The organism is Nostoc sp. FACHB-152 (assembly GCF_014697475.1).
Taxonomy (GTDB): domain Bacteria; phylum Cyanobacteriota; class Cyanobacteriia; order Cyanobacteriales; family Nostocaceae; genus Nostoc_B.
On sequence record NZ_JACJRV010000025.1, the window covers coordinates 18,029 to 42,248 of the forward strand.

General features: G+C 48.0%; 1 protein-coding gene. It reads left to right on the plus strand.

The genetic code is table 11. The annotated features are described in order from the left end of the window. Window positions 1-67: 67 nt before the first annotated feature. Window positions 68-24,061, plus strand: a complete 23,994-nt coding sequence (locus tag H6G76_RS18085; protein ID WP_190703423.1) for a DUF4347 domain-containing protein — start codon at window positions 68-70, stop codon at window positions 24,059-24,061. Window positions 24,062-24,220 lie beyond the last annotated feature (159 nt).

Here is a 24,220-nt window from a genome sequence, read left to right on the forward strand (position 1 = left end):
TTCTCCATCTTCAATTAAAGAAAAGATAGGAAATTGGGGAATTTAATCTTCAAGGAGAACAAAAACAATGGATGATATTCATGGTGGCATTGATTTAACGCTTTCAAATCAATTACAGAATAGTGGTGTAAGTTTACCACCTGCTCCCTATGGACTAGAAGCAAAGTCAAGCCTTCCTGGAGGAATATCTATTGTAGGAGTTGAATTACCTCCAGTTCTCCTTGAGCCTCAGGTAGATGCGATCGCCTTTAGTACTTTAGATAATTCAGCTTTAGTAGGTAATGACATCCTCACCGGCGCAAACAGTTCTCATGCCTTGTTAGTAGGCGGTGATTGGGAAAACACGCCATTGAGTGAAGGTAAGCAGATTGTTGTTATCGATCCGGGTGTAGAAGACTATCAGAATTTGCTGGCTGGTGTGGCTGCGAATATCGAGATCGTCGTGTTGGATGGAAACAAAGACGGGGTGAGCCAGATAGGAGAATTTCTGGCGCAGCAGAATAATATCTCAGCCATTCATGTTGTCACTCACGGCCAACCTGGAATTGTACAATTAGGAACAACCCAGTTAAGTAGTGACAATTTAGCAGAGTATGGAAGTCAATTACAAGGATGGGCTGGTGCTTTAACTGAGAATGCAGACATTCTTTTCTATGGTTGTAACCTAGCTCAAGGTGATCAAGGGAGAGCTTTTGTAGACGAATTGAGTTGGTTAACGGGGGCTGATGTTGCAGCATCAAACGATCTGACAGGTGCTGCATCCCTCGGTGGGGATTGGGATTTAGAAGTGAGTCAGGGAACAATTGAAACCCCGATCGCTTTTAATCAGCATATCGTGCAGACATATGATGGGTTATTGGCGGTAAGTGTCAATTTGATAGGTAATACCGCCACTTTCACAGGGGATGGCAACAACGATTCCCTTTATCTGCGAGTTAATGCAAGTAACCAGTTAGAGTTTAGTACCAATGGGACTAACTTTTCTAACGATTTGAGTTTGTCTGGAGCTATTCAGCCTCTAGTTATCTCCGCCAATACTCTCATCAATGTCAACTTAGGAGGCGGTGCGGATAGCTTATATATCGACACATCTTTAAATAATGCCCTCATCAGTTCTAATGCCAGCCTGAATTTTATTGGTGGTGCGGGAGCGGACACCCTTTCTGGTTCAAATACTGACAACACTTGGACAATTACCGATGTCATTGCTGGTAATGGCAATCTGAACAATGTCATCAATTTTTCTGGGACTGAAAATCTCTTCGGTGGTAGCGCGATCGATATCGTTATTACAGATGCCTTAACGACAGCCTGGAATAGAGTTAGTGGCTCGTTAACCAATGCTTACAACATCGCCAGTACCGAGATAAGTAATGCTGCGGGTGTTTTAGTCAGTGAGGTTAACAGTGCGATTGGTGTGACTGGCGATGTTATCAATGATATTGAGACGTTCTTAAACAATCTGAGTGACGATTTAGTTGATATTGGCTCTGATTTAACAGATTTTATTAATAACGGGATTGCTACTTTTGAGGGCTTACTAAACGGGGCTGTCAATGCTTTCCTTACAGGTGCAAACTATGCCCAAGTTCTGTATACCAGTACCATTGACGCTGCTAATCTGTTTATTGAGAATGTAATCACTAAGGCTAATGATGATTTTCTCTTCAGTAGCATTAATTCCGCCAATGTGACAATTCAAGCTAGTCCGATTCTGTCTGACGATTTGATTTTAGAAAGAATTAAAGCAGGTGAATTAAGAGTCAGAACAGTTACAAGTAGCGACATTATTGACTTTAAAGACCCGACTGAATCTTTAACGATTAATCTTGGTTTAGGGGACGATAAAATCACCGTCTCGCCACTGACTCTGAATGCTTCTTTAACCATTAACGGTGGATTCGGATTCGATCCCTCTCTTCCCTTCGTCGATTACCTAGATGGCAAAGATACAGTTATTTTCTCCGGCAACTTAAATCTTCCGAGCAAAGATTTGACCGTGCTGACGGAAAACATTACCGTTGACACAGGCGTAACTATCTCTACTCAGAAAGCAGGAGAAAATTCTGGCAATATTGACTTGACGGGTACGATAGTTAATATTGACTCGAATGCCAAACTCTTCACTAAGGCGATCGCTGACAATAAAACCTCTGGCAAGATTTCTATAGCTGCCAATGTTAAGGACTTTTCTGGAATTTCCCCCATTGATGTTTTCCCCAGCGAAGATGTGAGCGTTAACATCGCATCGGGAGTACAGATCGAAGGTGGTGAGATTAGCATTGCCGCTTCCAAAGAAAGCCAAACAGGTATTTTGCCGATCCTCATAGTCGCCCTCCAGTCGAAAGAAGCCAAGATTAATATTCAAGGAGCGACTATTAAAGGCGATTCCGTCAGTATTAATGCCAATGCTGCCGACGGCAATATCCTCGAAGACGATGCCACCTTAGTTAATAACTTAGCGATTCAACCGTTAATCAACTTACTGGATGTAGCGGGATTAGCATTAACGGCAATTGGCGCACCAGCTATCTTGTCTGCGGTTTCTGTCTCAATGCGGAAGTCTGACGCATTAGTAAGTCTCACAGACACGCAAATTATTAGCGATGGCGATGTCAGCATTGGAGCGGACAATAGCGTTAGTAGTGTTGCTTCAGCCGGAGGAGGATTAGAACCAGCGAGAAGAGGCAGGTATAAAGCCAATGTAGATTCTTTCCCCTTCAGTGCCGGTTACAGCAAAGCAGAAGGTTCGGCGCAAACTCTGCTAAGTGGGACAACCTCGATCCAAGCAGGCGGCAATGTTGAGATTACCTCCAACGCCGAAACCACTGCCGAAGTAGGTGCTAGCACCGCCGTCAATTCCAGTCTGAAGGCAAGAGGAACAACAACGATTAAAAACCCCACTCAAGCTTTTGGGGTTAGCGTTGCTGTAACTGAGTCGAGTACAACTTCCAAAGCAATTATTGGCGAAAATGTCTCGATTGTTGCCGATGGCAATGTGAAAGTGGGGGCGACGGGAGAATCTAACCTCGAATCAAAATCGGGGGTAGCCGTCTTTATTGATGGTAGTGGGGCAATAGGAGTAGCTGTCGGTTCTGATAAGGTAGATATTCAATCGCTCGTCAATGGCAAAATTACTGCTGGATCGGTACAACAACAAGGCGTAGATTTAACTACTAACGTTAATACTGCCAACGATACGATTACCCTTGCTCATCACGGGCTAAAAACAGGGGATGAATTGTTGTATATCGCCGCCGATCCCAACAATCCTGATACCTCTTTAACGGCGATCGGCGGACTGGTAAGCGGGCAAACCTATAAGGTAATTGTCATCGATGAAAATACCCTGAAGTTAACTCAAGGCGATACCATTCCCCTCAATGCCAGTCGTTCTGTTGGTGTCAATCCCGACGCAACCCAAACTCTAAATCGTCGCAATATCCTCAATTTTGACCCCGCAACCGATGTTAATGCTGTTACTAACACCATTACCATTGCCGGACATAAATTTACTAACGGTCAAGAAGTGGATTATTGGCTCGGTAACGAAGATGCCGAACAGATTTCGGGATTGTCTAACCAAGATACCTACGCAGTCGTTAATGTTAACGGCAATTCCTTCCAGCTAGCCGTTTTAGACAATACCCTACCGGGTGCAACCAACCAAACCGTCATCCTGAATGGGAAAACCTACTACATCCTTGATTTAGAACTACCCAGTAAAACTAACAGCGTCTTTAGCTTCGATCCTACGGGAACGACGCTGGTTCCTGCCAACACTACCATCGACTCCACTAGCGATGAAATCATCTTCAGCAGTGCTAACAGTTTTTCCACCGGACAAAAGGTAAGATATTCCAATGGCGGCGGTAGTAATATTGGTGGTTTAAGCAATAATACCGATTATTACGTCATCCGTGTCTCTGGATCTAACGATCACATTAAACTAGCCACCAGCTACGAAAATGCGATTAATGGGGTATTTATTAACAACCTCAGTGGTACGGGCGTAACGGGAACATCCCACAGTTTCACAGGACAGCACCAACACATCTTCGCCTTTGAAGAAACTGCCCTTGCCTTCAAACCTAGCGAAGCCGTAAATAACGACGATGGCACGATTACCTTTAACCAAGATCACGGTTGGCAGACAGGGGATGCAGTAGTTTATCGCACCGATTCCACAGTTAAAAAAGAAGCAGGGATGACGCGGTTCTCTAACTTTGCCCTAGCCGATGCCACCCTTACCTTCAACCCCACAAGTCTTGTAGAAGAAGAACCCAGTATTGATGTTGCCAATAATCTGATTTTCTTCAATGAAATCCACAATTTTGTCACCGGACAACGGGTGAAATACTCCAATGGTGGCGGTAGTAATCTTGGTGGTTTGAGCAATAATACTGACTATTTCGTAATCAATACTGGCGACAATAATATTCAACTAGCGACCAGTCGCGCTAACGCTTTAGCAGGAATTGCCATCGACCTTACTAGTGCTGGAACCGGGACATCCCACAACTTCCTTACCAACGCCGTCGATCTCGCTGATAACCTTTTTGTTGTTGACAACCACGACTTCCAAACAGGGCAGAAAGTCACCTACGTCACCGATGGTGGTAATGCAGTTAGCGGTTTAACTAACCAAACCGAATACTATGTCATCCGCATTAACGAAAACATCTTTAAACTGGCAACTTCTCGTGCCAATGCCTCGGCGGGAGTAGCCATTGACCTGACTGGTGTTGGTACGGGTACTTCCCACACCTTCAAGACGGATGTATTTGTCTCTCTCTTTGACGCATCCCGTACTGCGCCTGTTGTTGATCCAGTCCAAGATACCCTAGAACTGAAGAATCACGGACTGACTAATGGCGAAAAAGTTACTTACTACAGTAGCGATGGCGATCCCATTCCTGGATTGACCAATGGTAGCGAATACAGCGTTATTGTCGTTGATGCTAACCACATTCAATTTGCTGATACCGATCCGAATACTCCTCTAGCAGCATTACAACTAGGTAACGGCTCATCCACTGGTATCAGTCTGCAATATTTAACCACTGATAGTAAGACTATCGAGTTCGATCCTTCTATCGTTCCTGTCCTCGAAGGTACTACCGACACCACGATTTCGATGTTCGGACATGGATTTAAAACGGGCGATCGCATTACCTATCTTACAGGTGGAGGTACAGCAGTTGGCGGCTTAACCGATGGTAAAGAATACATTGTTATCCGCGTTGATGATAATAATTTCCAACTTGCTGACCCCAATAGTCCCAATACACCGATCGCCATGACGGCGGGGGTAGCTACAGGGGAAAATCATGGCTTCGAGCGAGTTTCAAGAGCTACCAGAGGCGATCTGCCCCTAGATGGTTTAACCAGCAATGAAATTTACTATGTCGTGAAAGTAGACGATCGCACCATTCGTCTCACCGACTCACCCATAACAGCGCAAGCGGCTTTACCCATCGATCTCACTTTAGCTGCTGGACAAACAGGAATTCATACCTTCGCCGTGCCTGGTGAATCTCCTGGTATTTCTATTGTAGCGGAATTAGAATCTGACAACCGTACTATTACTGAATCAACTATTGGCGGCATTCCTACTCTTACCGATTACCTGGCAGGAACTGTCCCTCCCGAACCCAAAGCCGTTAAAGGACTAATCGCGGGAGCGAGTGCCTATCTCAGACCGGCGAAAGGGTCTACTTTTAGTATTAACGCTGCGGTTGCTGTCAATTCCTTTGACCATAACGTCATAGCCCAAGCTGGCTCGACTGCCGTTTTAAAATCAGATGCCGACATTAACATCACAGCTTCAGCAGAACAGGGAGTACAAGCTAATGCCCAAGGTGGTGTTTCTAATGAAGTTCCAGGCACTGGCGGTAAGGTAGTCTCTGGTTCAGTGGCAGTTGCCGTTGGCAACTACGATACAACCGTCAAAGCGATAGTGGCGAATGGAGCCAAGCTAGATGCCAAGGAAGCCATCTCAGTGACTTCGGATATCAGCTATCCTCTGTTGGTCGATTCTCTGCCCTTTAATCCTAATCGCTTTGATTTAGGCAGTCCCGACGATGGCAGCATTCAGGACGAACTCGCTCAAGCCTTTAATGGCAGGTTCGGACTCGACAATATGATTAACACTTGGGCTGTCACCAAAAACAAAGCTGGAGCCGCCCCAGGGCAGGCAGCTAAAGTCAGCATAGCTGGTTCGATCGGTGTCTCTAGCTATCTCAACCGCTCAGAAGCAATTATTGAGTCAGGTGCATTAATCAATCAAGATCCTCTGTTCCAAAATGACGACCAATCCGTCGAAGTTGCTGCTAATACCGCAATGGAATTAATTAACATCGCGGGGATAATTCAACTCGATGTCAAACCCGAACCAGGAGCGATCGCCCTAGCAATTAAAGCCAAGAGTTCCCCCTTCTCCCTGTTCGGTAATGAGGCAGGTTTAGTCGGGGTTGGCGGCGCACTGCTGATTCAAACCCTAGAAAATCATACGATCGCCAGAATTGGGGATGGAGCTAAGATTTTTACGGGCAATGACGGATTGAACGTTAGCGCAACTGAAGATATCTTATCGGTTGATTTAGCACAAACAGGTGGCAATTCCGGGCTGTTCGGCGTGAGTGGTAGTCTATCCTTTGCCAATCAAAACAGCGAAACCATCGCCCAGATCGACAGTGGCGCGACAGTAGTAGGTGGGGATGTCTCGGTAACGGCGACAAGTATTGTCGACCATTACAACATCGTCGGAGCAGTGCAGTTAGCCAAGAGTGTCGGTGTTGGAGTCAGTATCGGTAGTACCGCCGTCAAGCGGGATACAGCCGCCATTATCGGCAAACGCCGCACCGACAGCGACCAAAGTGTAGGAACGAACGGCACTAACTTTAATGTCTCTAGTATTGATGTAACAGCAACTAATACAGGCAAAATCTGGGGTATTGGGGTTGCTGGAGCGGTTGTTTCCGATATTCCCGTACTATCCATTCCTTCACAACCAGCCCTGCCCTCCAATATCGGGGTCGGGATTTCTGGGGTAATTGCCTTCAACCGCATTACCGACAGTACCCAGGCATACATCAACGATAGCGGACTGTTGAATGTTAATGGCGGCAAGATTGCCGTCAAGAGCGAAGATCGGACAGGAATTTTCTCTATTAGTGGTGCAGCCACCCTGGTCAAAGCCGGAACAATCTCAGCCGGGATTTCTGGCTCTTTCAGTGTCAATGAACTGAACATGAAGACAGAAGCCTCGATTACTGGGGCAACCATTCAACAAGCTAATGACTTAACAGTAGAAGCCTTGCGCGATGGCAGTGTCTTTGCCTTCACTATCGGTGTTGCCGTTGCTGCCGCCGTGCCGACAACGGGTGGTTTAGCTGGGGCGGGAACAGTTGCCCTATCGCTATCGGACAATAAGATTACTAGTACAACCCGCAGCTACTTAAAAGGCGTTGATGTTACCCTACCTGGAGAGGTTAGCCTCAATGCTCAAGATATTTCCGTCATTGCAGCGATCGCAGTAGGCGGTGCGGGTTCCGGTGCGGCTGGTGTAGGCGGTGCAGCAGCCGCACTAGCTGTGGCAGGAGGAGTCACCACCAATACCATCGATAACACCGTCGAATCATTTATTAAAGATAGTGGCGGTAGCAAGAAGATTCAGGCGAATTTAGTCACCCTAACTGCTAGTGATGATTCGACCATTCGAGCAGTAGCAGGCGGCTTTGCCATTGCCATCGCTACAGGTGCAGGCGGTGCTAAGGGAGCAGGTGCAGTCGGTTTAGGCATTGCCAACAACAAGATTGGCAAAGGCAACGGTCATGCTGTTAGAGCCTATATCGATAATGCCGTTGTTATCGCCGAAGAAGATGTAATTCTCAAGGCCATCTCCACGGCGACGATTGAAGCCCTGGCAATGGGCGGTGCAGGAGCAGGTGCTGGCGGTGCAGGTGGAGTTACAGGCGCACTGGCGGGTGCGGGTGCGGGGACGGAGAATGTCATTCAAATTGCCATCGAAGCCAGTATTAAAAATAACAGTACTGTCAGCGCAAATAATGGTGACGTTTCCCTCACCGCCAGCGATAGTTCTATCGTTAAAGCCGATGCTGGTGGTATAGCAATTGCGATCGCCGCCAGTTTGGGGGCGGGTGCGAAGGGAGCGGCATCCATCGGGGCAGCAGTGGCGACAAATACGGTCAATAACAGCGTTAAGGCTCTGATCGACGGCCCGACAGTCACCGCCCAAAGTGATGTAATTCTGAGTGCTACCTCGACAGCCGAGATCGATGCTCTCGCCCTTGGTGGTGCAGGAGCAGGTGCTGGCGGTGCGGGTGCAGGACTGACAGGCGCGTTGGCAGGTGCAGGCGCAGGCACGGTCAATAATATTAACCTGGAAATCGAAGCCAGCCTTAAAAATAACAGTACCGTCACAGCAAACAACGGCGATGTGACCCTCACCGCAAACGATAATTCTACGATTAACGCCGATGCTGGTGGTGTGGCAGTTGCTATCGCTGCTAATTTAGGTGGCGGGGCGACGGGATCGGGTGCGATCGGGGCAGCAGTCTCTACTAATACAGTCAATAACAGTGTTAAGGCTCTGATCGACGACTCGGCAGTCACAGCCCAAAGCGATGTAATTCTGAATGCTACCTCGACAGCCGAGATCGACGCTTTTGCCCTTGGTGGTGCGGGCGCAGGTGCTGGCGGTGCAGGTGCAGGACTGACAGGCGCGTTGGCAGGCGCAGGCGCGGGTACGATTAATACCATTAACCTGGAAATCGCAGCCAGTGTTAAGAATACCAGTACGGTAGATGCAGATACAGGTATCGTTACTCTCACTGCTCTCGACACTTCCCAGATTAAAGCCGATGCAGGCGGTGTCGCGGTGGCGATCGCCGCAAGTGCAGGTGCTGGTGCGGCTGGTTCGGGTGCCATCGGTGCGGGAATCGCAATTAATAATATTAGTAATACGGTAGTCGCCGTTATTGATGATTCCCTAGTCACGGCGGCGGGAGATGTCAATCTGACGGCTACGGCTAAATCGCAAACCGATAAGACCTTCGATTTTGCCAGGGCTGCCGTTAATGCGGTGAATAATACGATTAGCTACACGAATCATGGATTGAAGACAGGCGATCGCGTGATTTATCGCAATCTCGGCAATGTGGGGCAACAATTGGGCGGACTGGAAGACGGTCAGAGCTATTTTGTGATTAAAGTTGATGACAACACGATTAAGTTGGTGGCAACTAATGCTGAAACAACCGCCAGCGAGCCAGCCGCGATTGATCTGACAACTGGTACGGCAGGAACGAATCACCGCTTTGAAACCCTCAAACCGAGAATTCAGGCAATTGCGATCGCTGGAGCCGCAGCCGGAGCAGGAACAGCCACAGGAGCAGGTTTAGCAGGTTCGGGAGCGGGAGCGCAAGCAGATAACACCATTAATAACATCGTTGAGGCATATATTAAGGGCAGTGAAAATGTCACTGCGGGTGATTCAGTCAACGTCAAAGCCAGCGATGACTCGAACATTCAAGCAGATTCCGGTGGCTTTGCCGTAGCCATTGGCGCAACGGCAACGGGCGCGGCGGGTGCGCTCTCGATAGGGGCTTCCTTGTCAGATAACACCATTGGCGATTCGGGAATTAAGCTGACCAATCACGGCTTGAATACTGGCGATGCCGTCGTTTATAACGGCACTGGCGACGCGATCGGCGGTTTGGTTAAAGGACAGATTTACTACGTTATTAAACTCGACGATAACCGCATTCAACTAGCCGCAACGCTAAACGAAGCCACAGGTAGCAATAATGGCACACCTAACGATACTAGTGACGATATTTTTGTTAAACCCATCATCCTCGATCGCACCGTCGCTGGAGCCAGCCACAGTCTGACAAAAGGCGGCACAGTCAAGAATTTTAGCCAGGAAGATGTCTTCCAAAGCTTAGTTCGAGCCACCATTATCGATTCAAACGTGACAGCAGCCAACGATGTCATCCTCAGTGCGATTTCAGCAGCACAAATTGATGCTCTAGCGATTGGTGGTGCGGCATCAGGGGCAGGCACAGGGGCAGGATTAGCCGGAGCTTTAGCTGGTGCGGGGGCTGGCTCTACTAATGCGATCGCTCAAGTTATTATTGCCAGCATTGAGAATAACAGCGATGTCACAGCAACTAACGGCGATGTTGACCTGTTGGCAGTAGATACTTCCAAAATTAAAGCCGATGCGGGTGGTGTGGCGATATCCGTTGCAGTTAGCCTAGCAGGTACAGCAGGTGCAGCATCAGTAGGACTTGCCATTAGTGATAACAACATCGGCAATAAGACCAAAGCCTATATCGATAGCTCCACAGTAAATGCCGCTAGCGATGTCGATCTCGATGCCAATTCGACGGCGGAAATTAACGCCTTTACCTTTGGGGGAGCAGGCGCAGTCAGTGTCAGTGTGGGAGCAGGGGCTGGTGCGGCTTCGGCAGCAGGGGCTGGTTCGACTAACACCATTGCCAATGTAATTGAGGCTTATATTCTCGATAGTTCTGGGGTCAAAGCCAGCCTTGGTTCGGTCAGCTTGAGTGCTACCGATGATGCCAAGATTCAAGCAACCGCCCACGGTGGTAGTCTAGCCTTGTCTGGCAGTGATACTGTCAGTGTCTCCCTTAGTATCGCCGCAGTTGATGCCAATAACACCCTCAGCAACCAAGTTCGCAGCTTTATCGATAATTCCACAGTAGAAGCACTCAATGGCACTGTGACAGTTATTGCCGATAGCAATAGCAGCATTAACTCAGAAGCCGTTGCTGCTTCTGTGGGCGGAGCGATTTCCCTGTTTAGCGGTGGTTTTTCTGGCGCAGGTGCAGGGGCTACTAACAATATCGGCAATACCATCGAAGCCGCAATTAAAGACAATAGTACTGTGAGAACTCGTAATACTCTGCGAGTTACTGCCACCGATAATTCTAGTATTAGCTCCGATGTCGGTGCGGGTTCTTTAGCCTTTGGAGCAGTGGGAGGTTCCATCGGCGTTTCCGTTACCGATAACACCATTAATAACAGCGTTAGAGCCTTCATCGATGGTTTGGTGACAGTAACTAACGGCAATGTTGAAATTACAGCTGATTCCACCGCCACTGCCAACAGTTTCGCCATTGCCACCTCGATCGCCGCTAGCGTTTTTGGAGGCTTTGCCGGGGCGGGTAGCGATGCCAAGACGACTATCGGCGGTACGGTGGAAGCTTATTTAGGTACGGCGGGAAGGTTAACCGTCAATTCCGCTACTGGTGATGCGATTATCAAGGCAACCTCCAACCAAAACACAACAACTAAAGCGAGCGGCACTGCCATTAGTCTCGGTGCTGTCGGTGCTGCTGTTGGTGTCACCCTAGCTGATACTACTTTCAATGGCATTACCAGAGCCTACAGCCAAGGCGAAATAGCAGCAGCCAACGATTTTACGGTAGAAGCGCAAAATATCGGCACTGCCACGACAGAAACCTTTGCCCTTTCTGCCGCGATCGGCGGATTCTTTAATGTCAGTGGTACAGGTACAAAAGCCTCAGCGAATATTACCCCCACAGTAACGGCTTATGTAGTCGTTCCTGCCACTGTGACAATGAACCTGACGGGCGATCTCAGCGTTCGGGCTGTGTCGGAGTTAGCGGCTGATGCTAAAGCTCAAGGTGTTGCTGCCTCTACTGGCGCGGGAATTGGTTCTTCTCAAGCAACTGTAACAGTTGCTGCCAATCTCGATGCCTACGTGGGCGGTAAAATTAATGCCAGAAGTCTGGCGATTATAGCTAATTTATCGGGAGAAAAAGCCCAAGCCTTCGCCTCTGGCTCGTCGGGCGGACTATTGTTAGGTGTAGATTCTACTAGCACCAGTGTTATCAATAACAGCAGCACTCAAAGCTACGTTCTCGATAACGCCAACCTTAATATTAATAACGCCACCAATGTCACAGCAATTAGTACGACTAACCAAAAAGCTGAATCTAATAGTGCTGCTGGTGGCATTATTGCCGTAGGAGTTAGTAAATCCAATGTTTCTACTAACACCAATACCGAAGCCTATTTCGGATCGGGAGTCAGACTGATTGGGGGAACATTGAATATTTCGGCGGTGGGAGCAGATACGAATTTAGCCCTCACCACAGCTGGTAGCGGTGGTATTGGAGCGGGAACGAGTGCCAGTGCCACCACCTCGAATACGAGTACCACCCTCGCCAAAATTAAAGACGATTTATCGGGTAATAGCAGCAACACCATCGACATCGATTTGAGTAGTCGAGGTGCAGGAACTCTGACAATAGGGGCAAAACACACCGCCAACTTTGATACTCAAATAAAAACGGGCGCGGGTGGCGTAATCGCTGGTAGCGGTGCGGCAAATAATAATCAAGTTATCTCCGCCGTCGAATCAGGAGTTGGCAATAATGTCAACATTAAGGCAAAAGATATCGCAATTGATGCCACCAATCGCGTCAGGAAGAACTTGGTAGGTGGTGGGGAAAATCTTAAGGGAACGACGGGCGGTTTAGCGAGTGGTGCGGGTGCTGATAGCGAGACTACCATCAGCTTGAGTACCTTAACCACTGTGGGTAATAACGCCGTCCTAACAGTAGTAGGCAATACCGCCAGTAACGATACCATCACCTTGCGATCGCTCAACGATATTAATGTTACCGATAAAGTCACCCTAACTACAGGTGGAGCAGTATCGGGTGCGGATGCTACGGCTACGGTTCGCAGCTTAAGCGACCTAGCTAAGGTAGCAGTGGGTACAGGTGCGACTCTACAAAGCACAGGCGGTATCGATATCTCTGCCAGAGGCCAGGGTGATATCAAGATTCAGGTGAATGCCGAAACCTATGGTATTGGTACGGTAGCGATCGCCAATTCTAAAATCGATCTCAAACCTACCAACGAAATTGCGATCGGCAATAATGCCAAAATCCGCGCAGGTGGCAACCTCAACTTATCGGCAGGAACAGATACAAACTTTAACCGCGATTCCTATACCCTCGAATCCCGCACCGATACCTTTGCTGGTAGTGCCATCCCCATCTCATCTATCAACGCCGAAGCCTACTTACTACAGGAGAATAAGATTACCGTTGCGTCCGGAGCCATCTTAGAAACCGCTAGGGATGCCAAACTCCACGCCGAACGAGACGGATTTGCCAATTTGATTGCCCAAGCTAAAGCGGTGAACTGGTTCAACGCTTTGGGTAATGCCATTGATAAATTATTAGGCGGCGGCGGTACCGAGCAGTATGAAGGATTCTCCAAGAGTGAAGCTCATGGTACTGTTCAAGTCGATGGTACGGTACGGACAGGTATTAACCGCAATCTCACTCTCGAACTCAACGCTTGGGATCGCGATACTGGTACAATTACCAACTTTACTAAGAGCGATGGTATCAACTTTACCGTTACCTTAGAAAAAGTTCAGTCCAATCTCGAAAAAGCTTTAGAACAAGCCAAAGCTGAGTTAATTAAGTACGGGGATACCAACGCCACCCTCAAGACTTTTTATGAGGGTGAAATTGCCCGCATCCAAGCAGCATTGGCGGCAGAAGGGCTATTACAAACAGGCGGCCCCGACGGTCTAACCAATCGGGTGGAACAATATGCGATTACCGTCACCGTCGATCCGATCTTGGCTCAGGCAGGGACGATTGATATTCGTAGCGATCAACTCCAAGGCAACGGTGTCTTTGATGCTCCCGGCGATGCCAGCGTCAATATTCTCAACCATACACCCGCTTTCATTAAGATTCTCGGTATTACAATTCCAGAGCAAAATGGCGGACTGTTCTTGAATGGGGTTGAGGTATCGGCAGCAGTTTCTTTAAGTGCTATTAAAGGCGAAATTAACGCCGAAAACAGCCGCAATGCAACCCAAGATAACCAAAGCAATCTCAGTGGCGAATCCTTAGTGGTGGCGGGAGTTGCTGCCTTCTCCAGCATTACGGGTGGTGGTTCTGCCAATGAACCCCTCATCCAAGTCATCAATGATTTCGATGTCACTTCCATTACCAACGATATTTATCCTTGGCCCGATATTACTGTACTGGGAGATATTGAGAATTTAGGTGGCGATTTGGTTCTAAGAACCCTTGCTAGTGGACAAGGAGACATTACCGTTAAAGGTCGCATCCGCGTACAAAATTCAATCATCGAAGCGGGTGGTAGCGCTACGTTCGATCTTCCTGGAGAAGGTACATCCTTCCCCGTTGCGGGTGAAGACTATGCAAAATGGCTGTCGGTGACTGGTGGGGCTAAACCGCCTGGAACTGGAGGGATAACACAAGCGAATCAAGCAGGAATTGACAGCATTCTTAACCAAATTCCTACTAATGTGAGTTTGTATGGCGATCGCATCTTTATCAATGCCGAATATGTCAACATCAACGGCATCATTCAAAGTGGTAAGTCCGATTACGAACTCACTTTAAGTGCGGCGACAATTCAAGAAATTGATGATCTTCTTAAAGCTGGCACAACAGGCATTGTCACCCTCAAGACCATTACCAATAAAGACTTCTTGGTTCGTTACGATGTAGCGAATAACCAAATTATCTTAGAAGAACTGCGGGTGAGTGGTGGTTCAATTGATATTACAGGACACATTCTTAACTCCGCTAACGGCGAAATCAAGCTCCTTGGTGGCTACGGTAAAATCAACGTCACTAATAACACACCTTATGACCTGGTAATTAAGCGTCTAGATGTCTCTCAAAGCGGGGCTGGAACCTTAGTTCTCAAAGATAAAGCTAAGGGAACGAGTGCTAATCCCTTCGTTACTATTTATCAGAAGACCGCCAATGGCGTAACCATTACTACGGATAATGGCTCAGGGTCAGTTGTTTCCCAAGGCAGCAATAATTCAACCTACAATCCCAAGTCTGGCTGGCGTTATGGTTGGTCAATTGGCAAAGAAACCCGCACAAGGACAACAACGACTTATGGCACTTCCTCTTGGCTTGGTATTGATGCCCTAGCTAAAGATCCCGATACGGTTGTAGGTACGCCCAAAGTAGAAAATATCACTGAGCCTCAGCTACTACCAGAAGGGTCTTATTACTTCTTAGATGCTAACAATACGACCCGCTATGACTTTGTTAAACCCGACCCCGTGACCCTCGCCCAAAGAACCTATACGGGAGACAGTTGGACAGAAAGTACATGGTACGGAACGAAAACCTACTATCAACAGGTTATTAGCGAAACTAGACAGCAAGAAATTTATACCCATACCATCGAAGCCGATCGCGCCATTAAGATTAACTTTATCGGCTATGACGAAGGGGCGATCTCGGTACAGTCCCAAGGAAATATTCTCCTTGATGGCCCGATACTCAACCCCACTGGCACAACTAGCCTTTCTTCCGATAAATCCATCAAGCAGGGCAGCGATAATGGCTATGTTGGCGGTCGTCGCGTCGAACTTTCTGCGGTTACGGGAATTGGATCTGAGCAAGCGATTCAGACGGATGTTGCTAATGAATCTACCGCTAGTGTAAAAGCAACAACGAGCGATGGCACGATTCAAATCTCAGAAATAGTCGGCGATTTAGCAGTCGATCAAATTAGCGCAGGCGGTGGCAAGGATGTCACGGTAACGGCGCAAGCAGGAATTAAGAAAGCTAATGAAGGACTGATTAGCGGTGGCTCGATTACCCTCAACGCTCTCGGTGGCAACATTGGCGCGAGCGGTCAATCCATCGTCCTCGAATCCGGTACAACCCTCAAAGATAAAGTGAATATCACCGCCACAGGCGATATCTTCTTAAAGGAGAAAACGGGCGATCTACGGGTTGAGAAGATTGAGACAATTGGTAATGTTACCGTTGAAGTCAGTCAGGGTAGCATCGTCGATGCCAATCAAGAAGCACAAAGGGACGATCGCACCATTAACGAACTCAGAGCAGGTGTTTGGAGCGATCTACAACTAACGGCAGGAACAGGAGCTACGGCGAAGATTGCTGAAACAATTAATGCTTTTGCCCAAGTTAAGGAGCAAGAATATAACACCTACTGGCAATATCGCAACACCCAAGCTAACCCCTCAGTTTACGACAGCAATCACCAAGTCACTCTCACTAATGAAGAAGTGGTGTTCTATGACAACTTCTACCGAGAACAGGGAATTGCCCAAAATTTGAGCGGTGCAGCCCTCAACCAGTTCGTCCAGAATGCCATTACCACCTTAGAAAACTCCCGCACTCTCCAATACCATACCCTTCATGCTCAGTACGGACAGTTTGGTAATACCTTTAATGACAACTTCACCTATACCTTAACGGCAGAAGAAGATACAGCCTTAAGGGGCAGTATTAAGGTTTGGACAGAAGAAGAGTTGATCTACACCCTCAGTGCTGGGTTACTCAAAGCTGTATCTGATACCCAAGTCAGCATCGAAGACCCCAATATTATTGGCAACAATGTCACCCTAATTACCTCCGGAGGGGTTGGTAAGAGCGATGGTCAAACCGTCATCGACCTCTCAGTGCAACCAGTGCAACTGACAAGCGACGATCGCATTAAGTTGGCAGCAGCAGAACGAGACGACCTCGTTTACCTGGGTGGAGATCCGGTGACAACGACGGTTAATTTTACTGATAATGGCTCGGCAGATACCATTACCCGTACAGATACTGGTAGTTGGATTACTGATGGTTTCCAAGCGGGGATGTATATCTTTATCGAAGGCAACTCTACCAATGCCACCGATGACGGGCAATATTACCAGATTGCTAGTGTCACTGCTACTACTATCACTTTAACTGCCTCTACTAGTCTCCGTACTGAGTCCGGTGTGAGTGTAACCATTGCTCCAGTTGTCTTAGACCCATCGGCGGCGGGTGCTGTGGTAACTGCGGTCATTATTAAAGAGCGCGAGGATATTGATGTTGATGCGCTGGGAGATATTAATGTGACGGCGGGTGCTGATGTCTTCTTAGGCTCGGAACTCAATATTAATCTCAATCAAATCCAAGCACAGGAGCAAGTGCGGATTAAGACCGGACAAAGTATTGTGAATGGCGGTGCTGCTGACTTGATTAATGTCATCAGTAGCGAACTGATCCTAGAAGCAGGACAAGGTTCAATTGGTACAGCAAGCGATCGCCTTGACATCAATCTCACTGCTAATGGAACGCTGACAGCCCGTGCTAATAATGACGTTTACATCTCGGAAACGTCAGGCAATATGAACTTAGAAGGCGTATTCTCGAAGACAGGTGGCGTATATCTAAACGCAGCACAGGGTTCAATCGTTGATGCGCTCAACCACGACTTTACTAAGATCCAGGCGAATCGCGTCGAACTTACCGCAGGCGCAGCGATCGGGGAAAATGGCGATAATTTGGAAATTGATGTCGTCGGTACGGGAACTTTAACGGCGACAGCCCAAAATACTATTTGGATTGCGGAAACCTTTGGCGATCTCAATATTCGTAACGTTCTCTCTCGCACTGGTGATGTCAATCTACGCGCGCAACTGTCGATTCTCGATGCTGTTGACTTGAATAATCCCCTCGATCCTAATTCGGGGGACGATACCACTGGCCCTGCAAGCAAGCCAAAAGCCGATATTATCGGTAATAACATTTCCCTAACGGCAGTTCTCGGCGGTATTGGTTTGAGTGGTAACGACCTCGATATTAATAGTGCCTTCTCTGGCGCGGGAACGCTAACAGCATCCAGTGGATTCGCCAATATTTACATCATTGAAACCGCAGGCGACCTCAGTCTGAATCAGGTAGGCACGGGTACGGGTGCAACTGCCTTTATTACCGTACCAGCTGGTAGTATTCTTGACGGTAATTCAGACCCGAATGGCTTTAATATCATCTCTGGTAAGACCTTCCTCGTCGCCTCTCAGAATATTGGGGCAGCAAATCGGGCAATTACAACTGAAATTGGCAATATTGAAGCTAAATCAACCGCAGGTAGCACTTGGGTTAGTAATACAGGTGCGCTGACCATAGGTGGAGTTGTAGATTCAACTGACCCCGGTATGGTCGCAGGTGGATCGATTAACTTGACTGCTTCTAGTCCGATTACTGTAACCGAAAATCAACAAGCAGGTGCAGAGATTATAGTCTGGGCTACAGATGATAATAACGATAGCGATGTCGATGGAACTGCTACACCCGCAGATGACGATGCTGACTTCCTGATTGTCAAGAGTGGTATCAAGATTGAAAGCACAGGTTCCTACGTCAGGTTACTAGCGGGTGACGATCTCACCGTTGAAGCAGGCGCAATTGTGAAAGCAGCCGATTATGTAGAGTTGTACGGCGACTACCAAGGTGCTGTGGATGCTTCTGGCAGTAAGATTCAGGTACTAGGTACAGTTGAAGCTAACACGCGCATTGACATCTCCGGTGATGCAAATAGCGATCGCTTCTTGTTAGACGGCAGTATCATTGCTCCGGTGGTGAATCTGAATGCTGGTGCAGCAGACGATGAAATTGTTACATCAGGTACGATTACAGCTACAAACAGTATCAATTTCTTTGGTCAAGCAGGTGAAGACGAGATTAAACTGTGGGGCAATCTCAGTGCAACCGAAATAACTATTGATGCAGGTTCGGAAAACGATACAATTCTGCTCAATCCAGAGAATACTGAAGGAAATGCTCTAACTTTAGCAGGTGATACCAGCATCTTAGGTGGCACTGGTACAGACTTTATCCAAGTCTTCAAGTTGCCATCCCTAGATAAAGCAAGTCGCATTCTCCCTGGTCGGAATACCCCCGGTCGTGACACCCTCGATTTAGACGGACAAGGCGACGCAGACACATACGAAATCTCAATTACAGGTACTAGCACTGATTACATCATCAATGTCTTTGATACAGGTACTACGGGTGCAGATACCCTGACCGTTTTCGGTACTGAGACAGCAGATAATTTACTCATGCGTGCCAGCGATCGCGAATTTGTTGATGGCGGTGTCGCTTTTGTCGCAGCACTGCATAGCGATCCGACAACAGATGTGGAACGGATTAACTACAACAAGAATATCGAACAGTTAACCGTTGATGCTCAAGGTGGCGATGACCAAATTACCCTAGATAATAACTGGACTCAAACTACAGTCAAGGGCGGTTTGGGCAATGATAGTTTCCAAGTTGGTCAAGTCTTCAAGACGGAAAGGGATGTCGCCAAAGCTAATTTAGCCTTTGAAGACGAATTTGCTACTACCCAGACTACTCGCGGTTTCCTCAGTAATGGAGTTAGCTTTACTACCACTATTGAAGGGGAAGCAGGTGAAGATACTTTTGTCGTCTTCCGTAATACAGCAACTCTGGATCTTGCTGGCGGTGATGGCAATGACTTGTTCGTGATTCGCTCCTTCGCTGAAGAAGGTTCTAGCGATAGTGCTGTCGATGCGGGCGCAGGTGCGGATACCGTAGAATACGTCGTGAATGCAGCGCTAAATATTACTGGCGGTGCTGGTATTGATACCCTGCGAGTTATTGGTACGGAGTTTGGCGATAATTTCGTAGTTGCCGCAAATGGTATCTTCGGTGCGGGTCGCAGCATTACCTATGACGGGATTGAAATTCTCGAAATCGATGGTGCTGAAGGCGATGACAAGTTCTTCGTCCTCTCCACTAGCAATCTAGTGACAACCAAACTCTTTGGCGGTTTAGGTAGCGATAGCTTTAGCATCGGCGGTGACAGTGCAGCAGTAGTAGGTGCAGATGGGGCGTTAGTTGCTCAAGCAGGAACCCACAAACTAGATAGCATTGCTGGTGCCTTATTTATTGATGGCTTCTCTGGTCAGGGTTCTGCGGGTGGTTTAGGCGATCCTGTGATTCTACCTGGTGAAACTAATCAACGACCAGCAACGGGCAATGTCCTCGCTTATAATGGCACGGGAGCAGCTTCGGCAATTGATAACCTGACGGTAGAAACGAGCGATCTGCAAGCATTTATCGCTGCTAATCCGGCGATCGCAGATATATCTGCTTTGGTCGGTCGCACCCTGGAAATTAGTAAGGGTAAAGGTATTAATCGCTTCTGGTTAATAGTTGGTGTTGCAGCAGGTTCTCTCCCCGGTCAAACTGTACTCACCTTACAAAACGCCAGCTTACCCGCATCTGAGTGGGAATTGCCCGACAGTAATAGCGAATTTGCCATTACTAATCTCTCGCCGAACTTCTTTGTCAATGAAAATAACAGTCGCGATACCGTTACTGTATTTAACGACGGCAGCACAGCTAATGGAGTGGGAACGCTGAGTGCTTCAACCCTGACCGGATTTGGCATGAATCCTGCTGGTATTAATTATGGCAGTTTAGAAGTTGTCGAATTGTTATTAGGACAGGGAGACGAAGAACTAACGGTTACAGGCACAGCAGATGGCGCGATTACCTCCGTACATGGAGGCGGTGGCAATGACAAGATTACAGTAAGCGATCGCGGCGGCACAGATGCACGAGGATTAGATGCGCCCTTAGCGATTTTTGGCGATACCTCCGCAGATGCTAGTCGTTATTCAGGCACAGGAACCACAATTCAACCTGGACTTGCTTGGAACTTCAACAACCCAGGCAACGATACCATTGATGCTTCCCTTTCTTCTGATAACGTGGTTATCTACGGCGGTGCAGGAAATGATAGTATTCGCGGTTCTCAAGCAGGCGACCAAATCGCTGGCGGTTCTGGCAACGATAACATTCAAGGGGAAGCTGGAAACGATATTATTTACGGCGATTCTGGTTTTAATGTTGACCTAGTTGGACGCACTCTCAGCGTTCCTACAACTGAAACGGCTGGTCAAGATGCGATCGCAGGTAATGCAGGCGATGATATCATCTTCGGCGACCACGGAATCGTCACCCAGACTGCCGCAACACCCAAACTTCTCAGCACCGATAACGTCCAACGCATCGAAACCACGAATGCTTCTGGTGGTGCAAACGACAATATTCAGGGTAATACAGGCAACGATCGCATCCTTGGTGGTGCTGGTGCTGACAATATTACTGGCGATGATAACGCAGATATTCTGATTGGGGATAATGGGGTAATCGACTTCGTTATTAACGATAGCAATCTCGCTACCGTCGATATCATCCAAACCACTAACGCAACCATAGGAAGTGCTGATGTAATTTCTGGTAATGCCGGAGATGACACCATCTTAGGTGGTGCTTTGGGCGATAACATTGATGGCGGTAATGAAAATAACCTGATATTGGGCGATAACGGGGCGATTACCTATACTAACGGCGCAGTCAGTCAAATTGCCTCCACTGATTTCGCTCTAGGTGGCGATGACTCAATTACTACTACCACAGGTGCAGACATAATTGTTGGTGGTATTGGCAGTGATGTGATTACCGCCGCAGACGGCAATAATATTCTTCTGGGAGACAATGGCACTATCTCGATTGCGGCTAACGGACTGTCCCTGATTGATACCACAGCCCCAGAAGTCGGTGGCAACGATGTAATTAGCACTGGTACAAATAACGATGTGGTACTAGCGGGTAGTGGTAATGATACCGTTACGGCAGGTGATGGACAAAACCTAGTCATCGGTGATAACGGCACTGCCACCTACGCAGCAGGTGTGTTACAGCGACTGGAAACCACCGATCCAACTCTTGGCGGTAATGACAGCATTACTACAGGTGAGGGTGAAGACATCGTTTTAGCTGGTGTGGGTAGCGACACGGTTACTACTAACAGCGCGAACGATATTGTTCTGGGTGATAACGGGATCGTGGATTATGTAGGAACCGATGGCAATGCAGCCGATATTGACCTAATTACCACCACTAACCCGAATAATGGCGGGAACGATAATATCTCAACGGGTGCTGGCAATGACTTCGTACTAGCAGGAACGGGTGCTGATACAGTCTCTAGCGGTAGTAGCAACGATCTGATCTTCGGCGATCATGGTGAAGTCAGGGGCGATATTAGTGCCAACGCATTGCCCTTAAATACCGCCAGCGATCCGTTTACCTTTACCTCCCTTAACACCCAAAATAGCGAAGGTGGTGGTAATGACAGCCTAGTAGGAGATGGCGGTGAAGATATTATTCTGGGCGGACAAGGCAATGACACCATCACAGGCAACGCAGGCGATGACGACATTTGGGGCGGTCACAACGTTGCTGGCGGTCAGGATGGCGATGATATTCTCGACGGTGGCGCAGGTAACGACGCGATCGCCGGTGATAATGCGAAGATTCTCCGCAAGGGTAACTCCATCAGTTCGCGCATCCGCACCCTCAGCAATGGCACTATTTACGATAGCAATGGCAACCCGTTAGTAACTGCCGCCTCCCAAGCTAATCCCACAGGGGTTAGCGAAAGAGAAATCGTCCTTTACGACCACAGCGATACCCCTCTACCGCAAACATCCGGCAATGATAGTATTGCAGGTGGTGCTGATGATGATGTCATCTTCGGGCAACTGGGGAATGATACCATTCAGGGCGATGGTTCTACTTCCATCAATGTGTCAACAACGAGTCAATCAGTGGAAGACTTTGGTGGCGTAGGAACTGATGGCGATGACTACATCGAAGGCAATGGTGGTAATGACTTAATCTTTGGTAATCTTGGTCAGGACGATATTATTGGCGATAGTTCCAGTCTATTTGGTCTAATTAATCCTAGCGATCGCCCGACAGGAGCAGATATCATCTTTGGTGGTGCCGGAACACAAACTGCACGCAATCATCTAGGCAACTTGTCGAGTCAAGGTCATGCCCTAGATGCAGATACCATCTTGGGAGATAACGGCATAATTTATCGTCTAGTTGGCACAAATGGTACAGCTACAGGTAACTTCATCACATTTACCTACGATAACTACGACCCAAATCTCAAAATTATCCCCAGGGCAGTCCGCTGGCTAGATTATACTCCTGGTGACAATGGCACAGGCGATCGCGGTTTTGCTGACATCATCTCTGGTGAAGGTGGCGACGACCAGATTCATGGCATGACAGGTAACGATGTCTTGTTCGGAAACGGTCAAGATGACGATCTGTTTGGTGAAGATGGCGCAGATCGTCTCTATGGTGGTGCTGGGGAAGATGGCATAGTCGGCGATAACGGCATGATTCGTACTAGCCGCAACGGTTCGACCGAAACACTTTACGGATTAACTACTCCAAATCTCCAAGTGACCTTATCCGCTTCCAATGAAGTTGGTGCAGTTGAGTATATTACGGGTCGCTTGACCAAGGCATTTGTTTCCATAGCCTGGACACAGGGAGGTAATGATGTTATATATGGCGGACTAGGAGATGACTTTATTCACGGTGGTGCTGGTGATGATGCCATATCGGGTGCAGAGGCTTTAGCAGCCTTCTATAACGCCGATCCAGTCACTAATCTCAACCCACTGGGCTACAATGCTACCACTCGCAAGTTAGCCGCCTATAATGCCAATAACCCCTATGCTAAGATTAATGGCTTCCTACTGAATTTCGAGGCTACTGATAGTGCAGGTGTCAAGATTGAAGATGGAAAAGACCGTATCTTCGGCGATCTGGGTAATGACTGGCTGGTTGGTGGAACAGGTAAAGACCGTCTCTTTGGTGGTTTAGGAGACGACTTAATAAACGCTGATGATAACTTAGATACCAACGGCGGGCTGAACAACCAACCAGATGCGCCAGCCTATGCTGACCCCGATTTCGTCTATGGTGGCGGTGGATTAGATGTGATGATTGCCAACACTGGCGGCGATCGCTTAATTGACTGGAATGGTGAATTTAACAGTTACTTCGTTCCCTTCAGTCAATTTGGTGCGCCGACTGTGATTCGCATACCCAACAATAATTGGAAGACCTTTGTCACCAATCTTGGTCGAACCAGTGGCGCAGACCAATCCCTGACAGAACCTAATGGCGAAGTAGGACTTGTTAATAGTGACACTGGCGCACCCCGCGATCCTCAACCCGGTACTCAACCAGGTCAGATCGACACTAATGGTAGTCCAGAAAATGATACAGGTATTCTCCCAAATAATGCGGGAAGTACCCCAAGGGCGTAATATCGTGTCCGGTTAAAGACTTATCATTAAGGCCGCAGGGGGGAGGCAGCGCGGTGGACGGGTTTCCCGGCATAAAGCGACTGCCGTGGTAGGGGAGAGAATTTTCTCGTTTCTGCACAGATGTATGGAATCACAACTGATTAGCCGGACATGATATAA

What these genes read in the sequence shown, in the direction of transcription:
- H6G76_RS18085 (WP_190703423.1), top strand. Translation starts at nt 68, where the DNA reads ATGGATGATATTCATGGTGGCATTGATTTAACGCTTTCAAATCAATTA.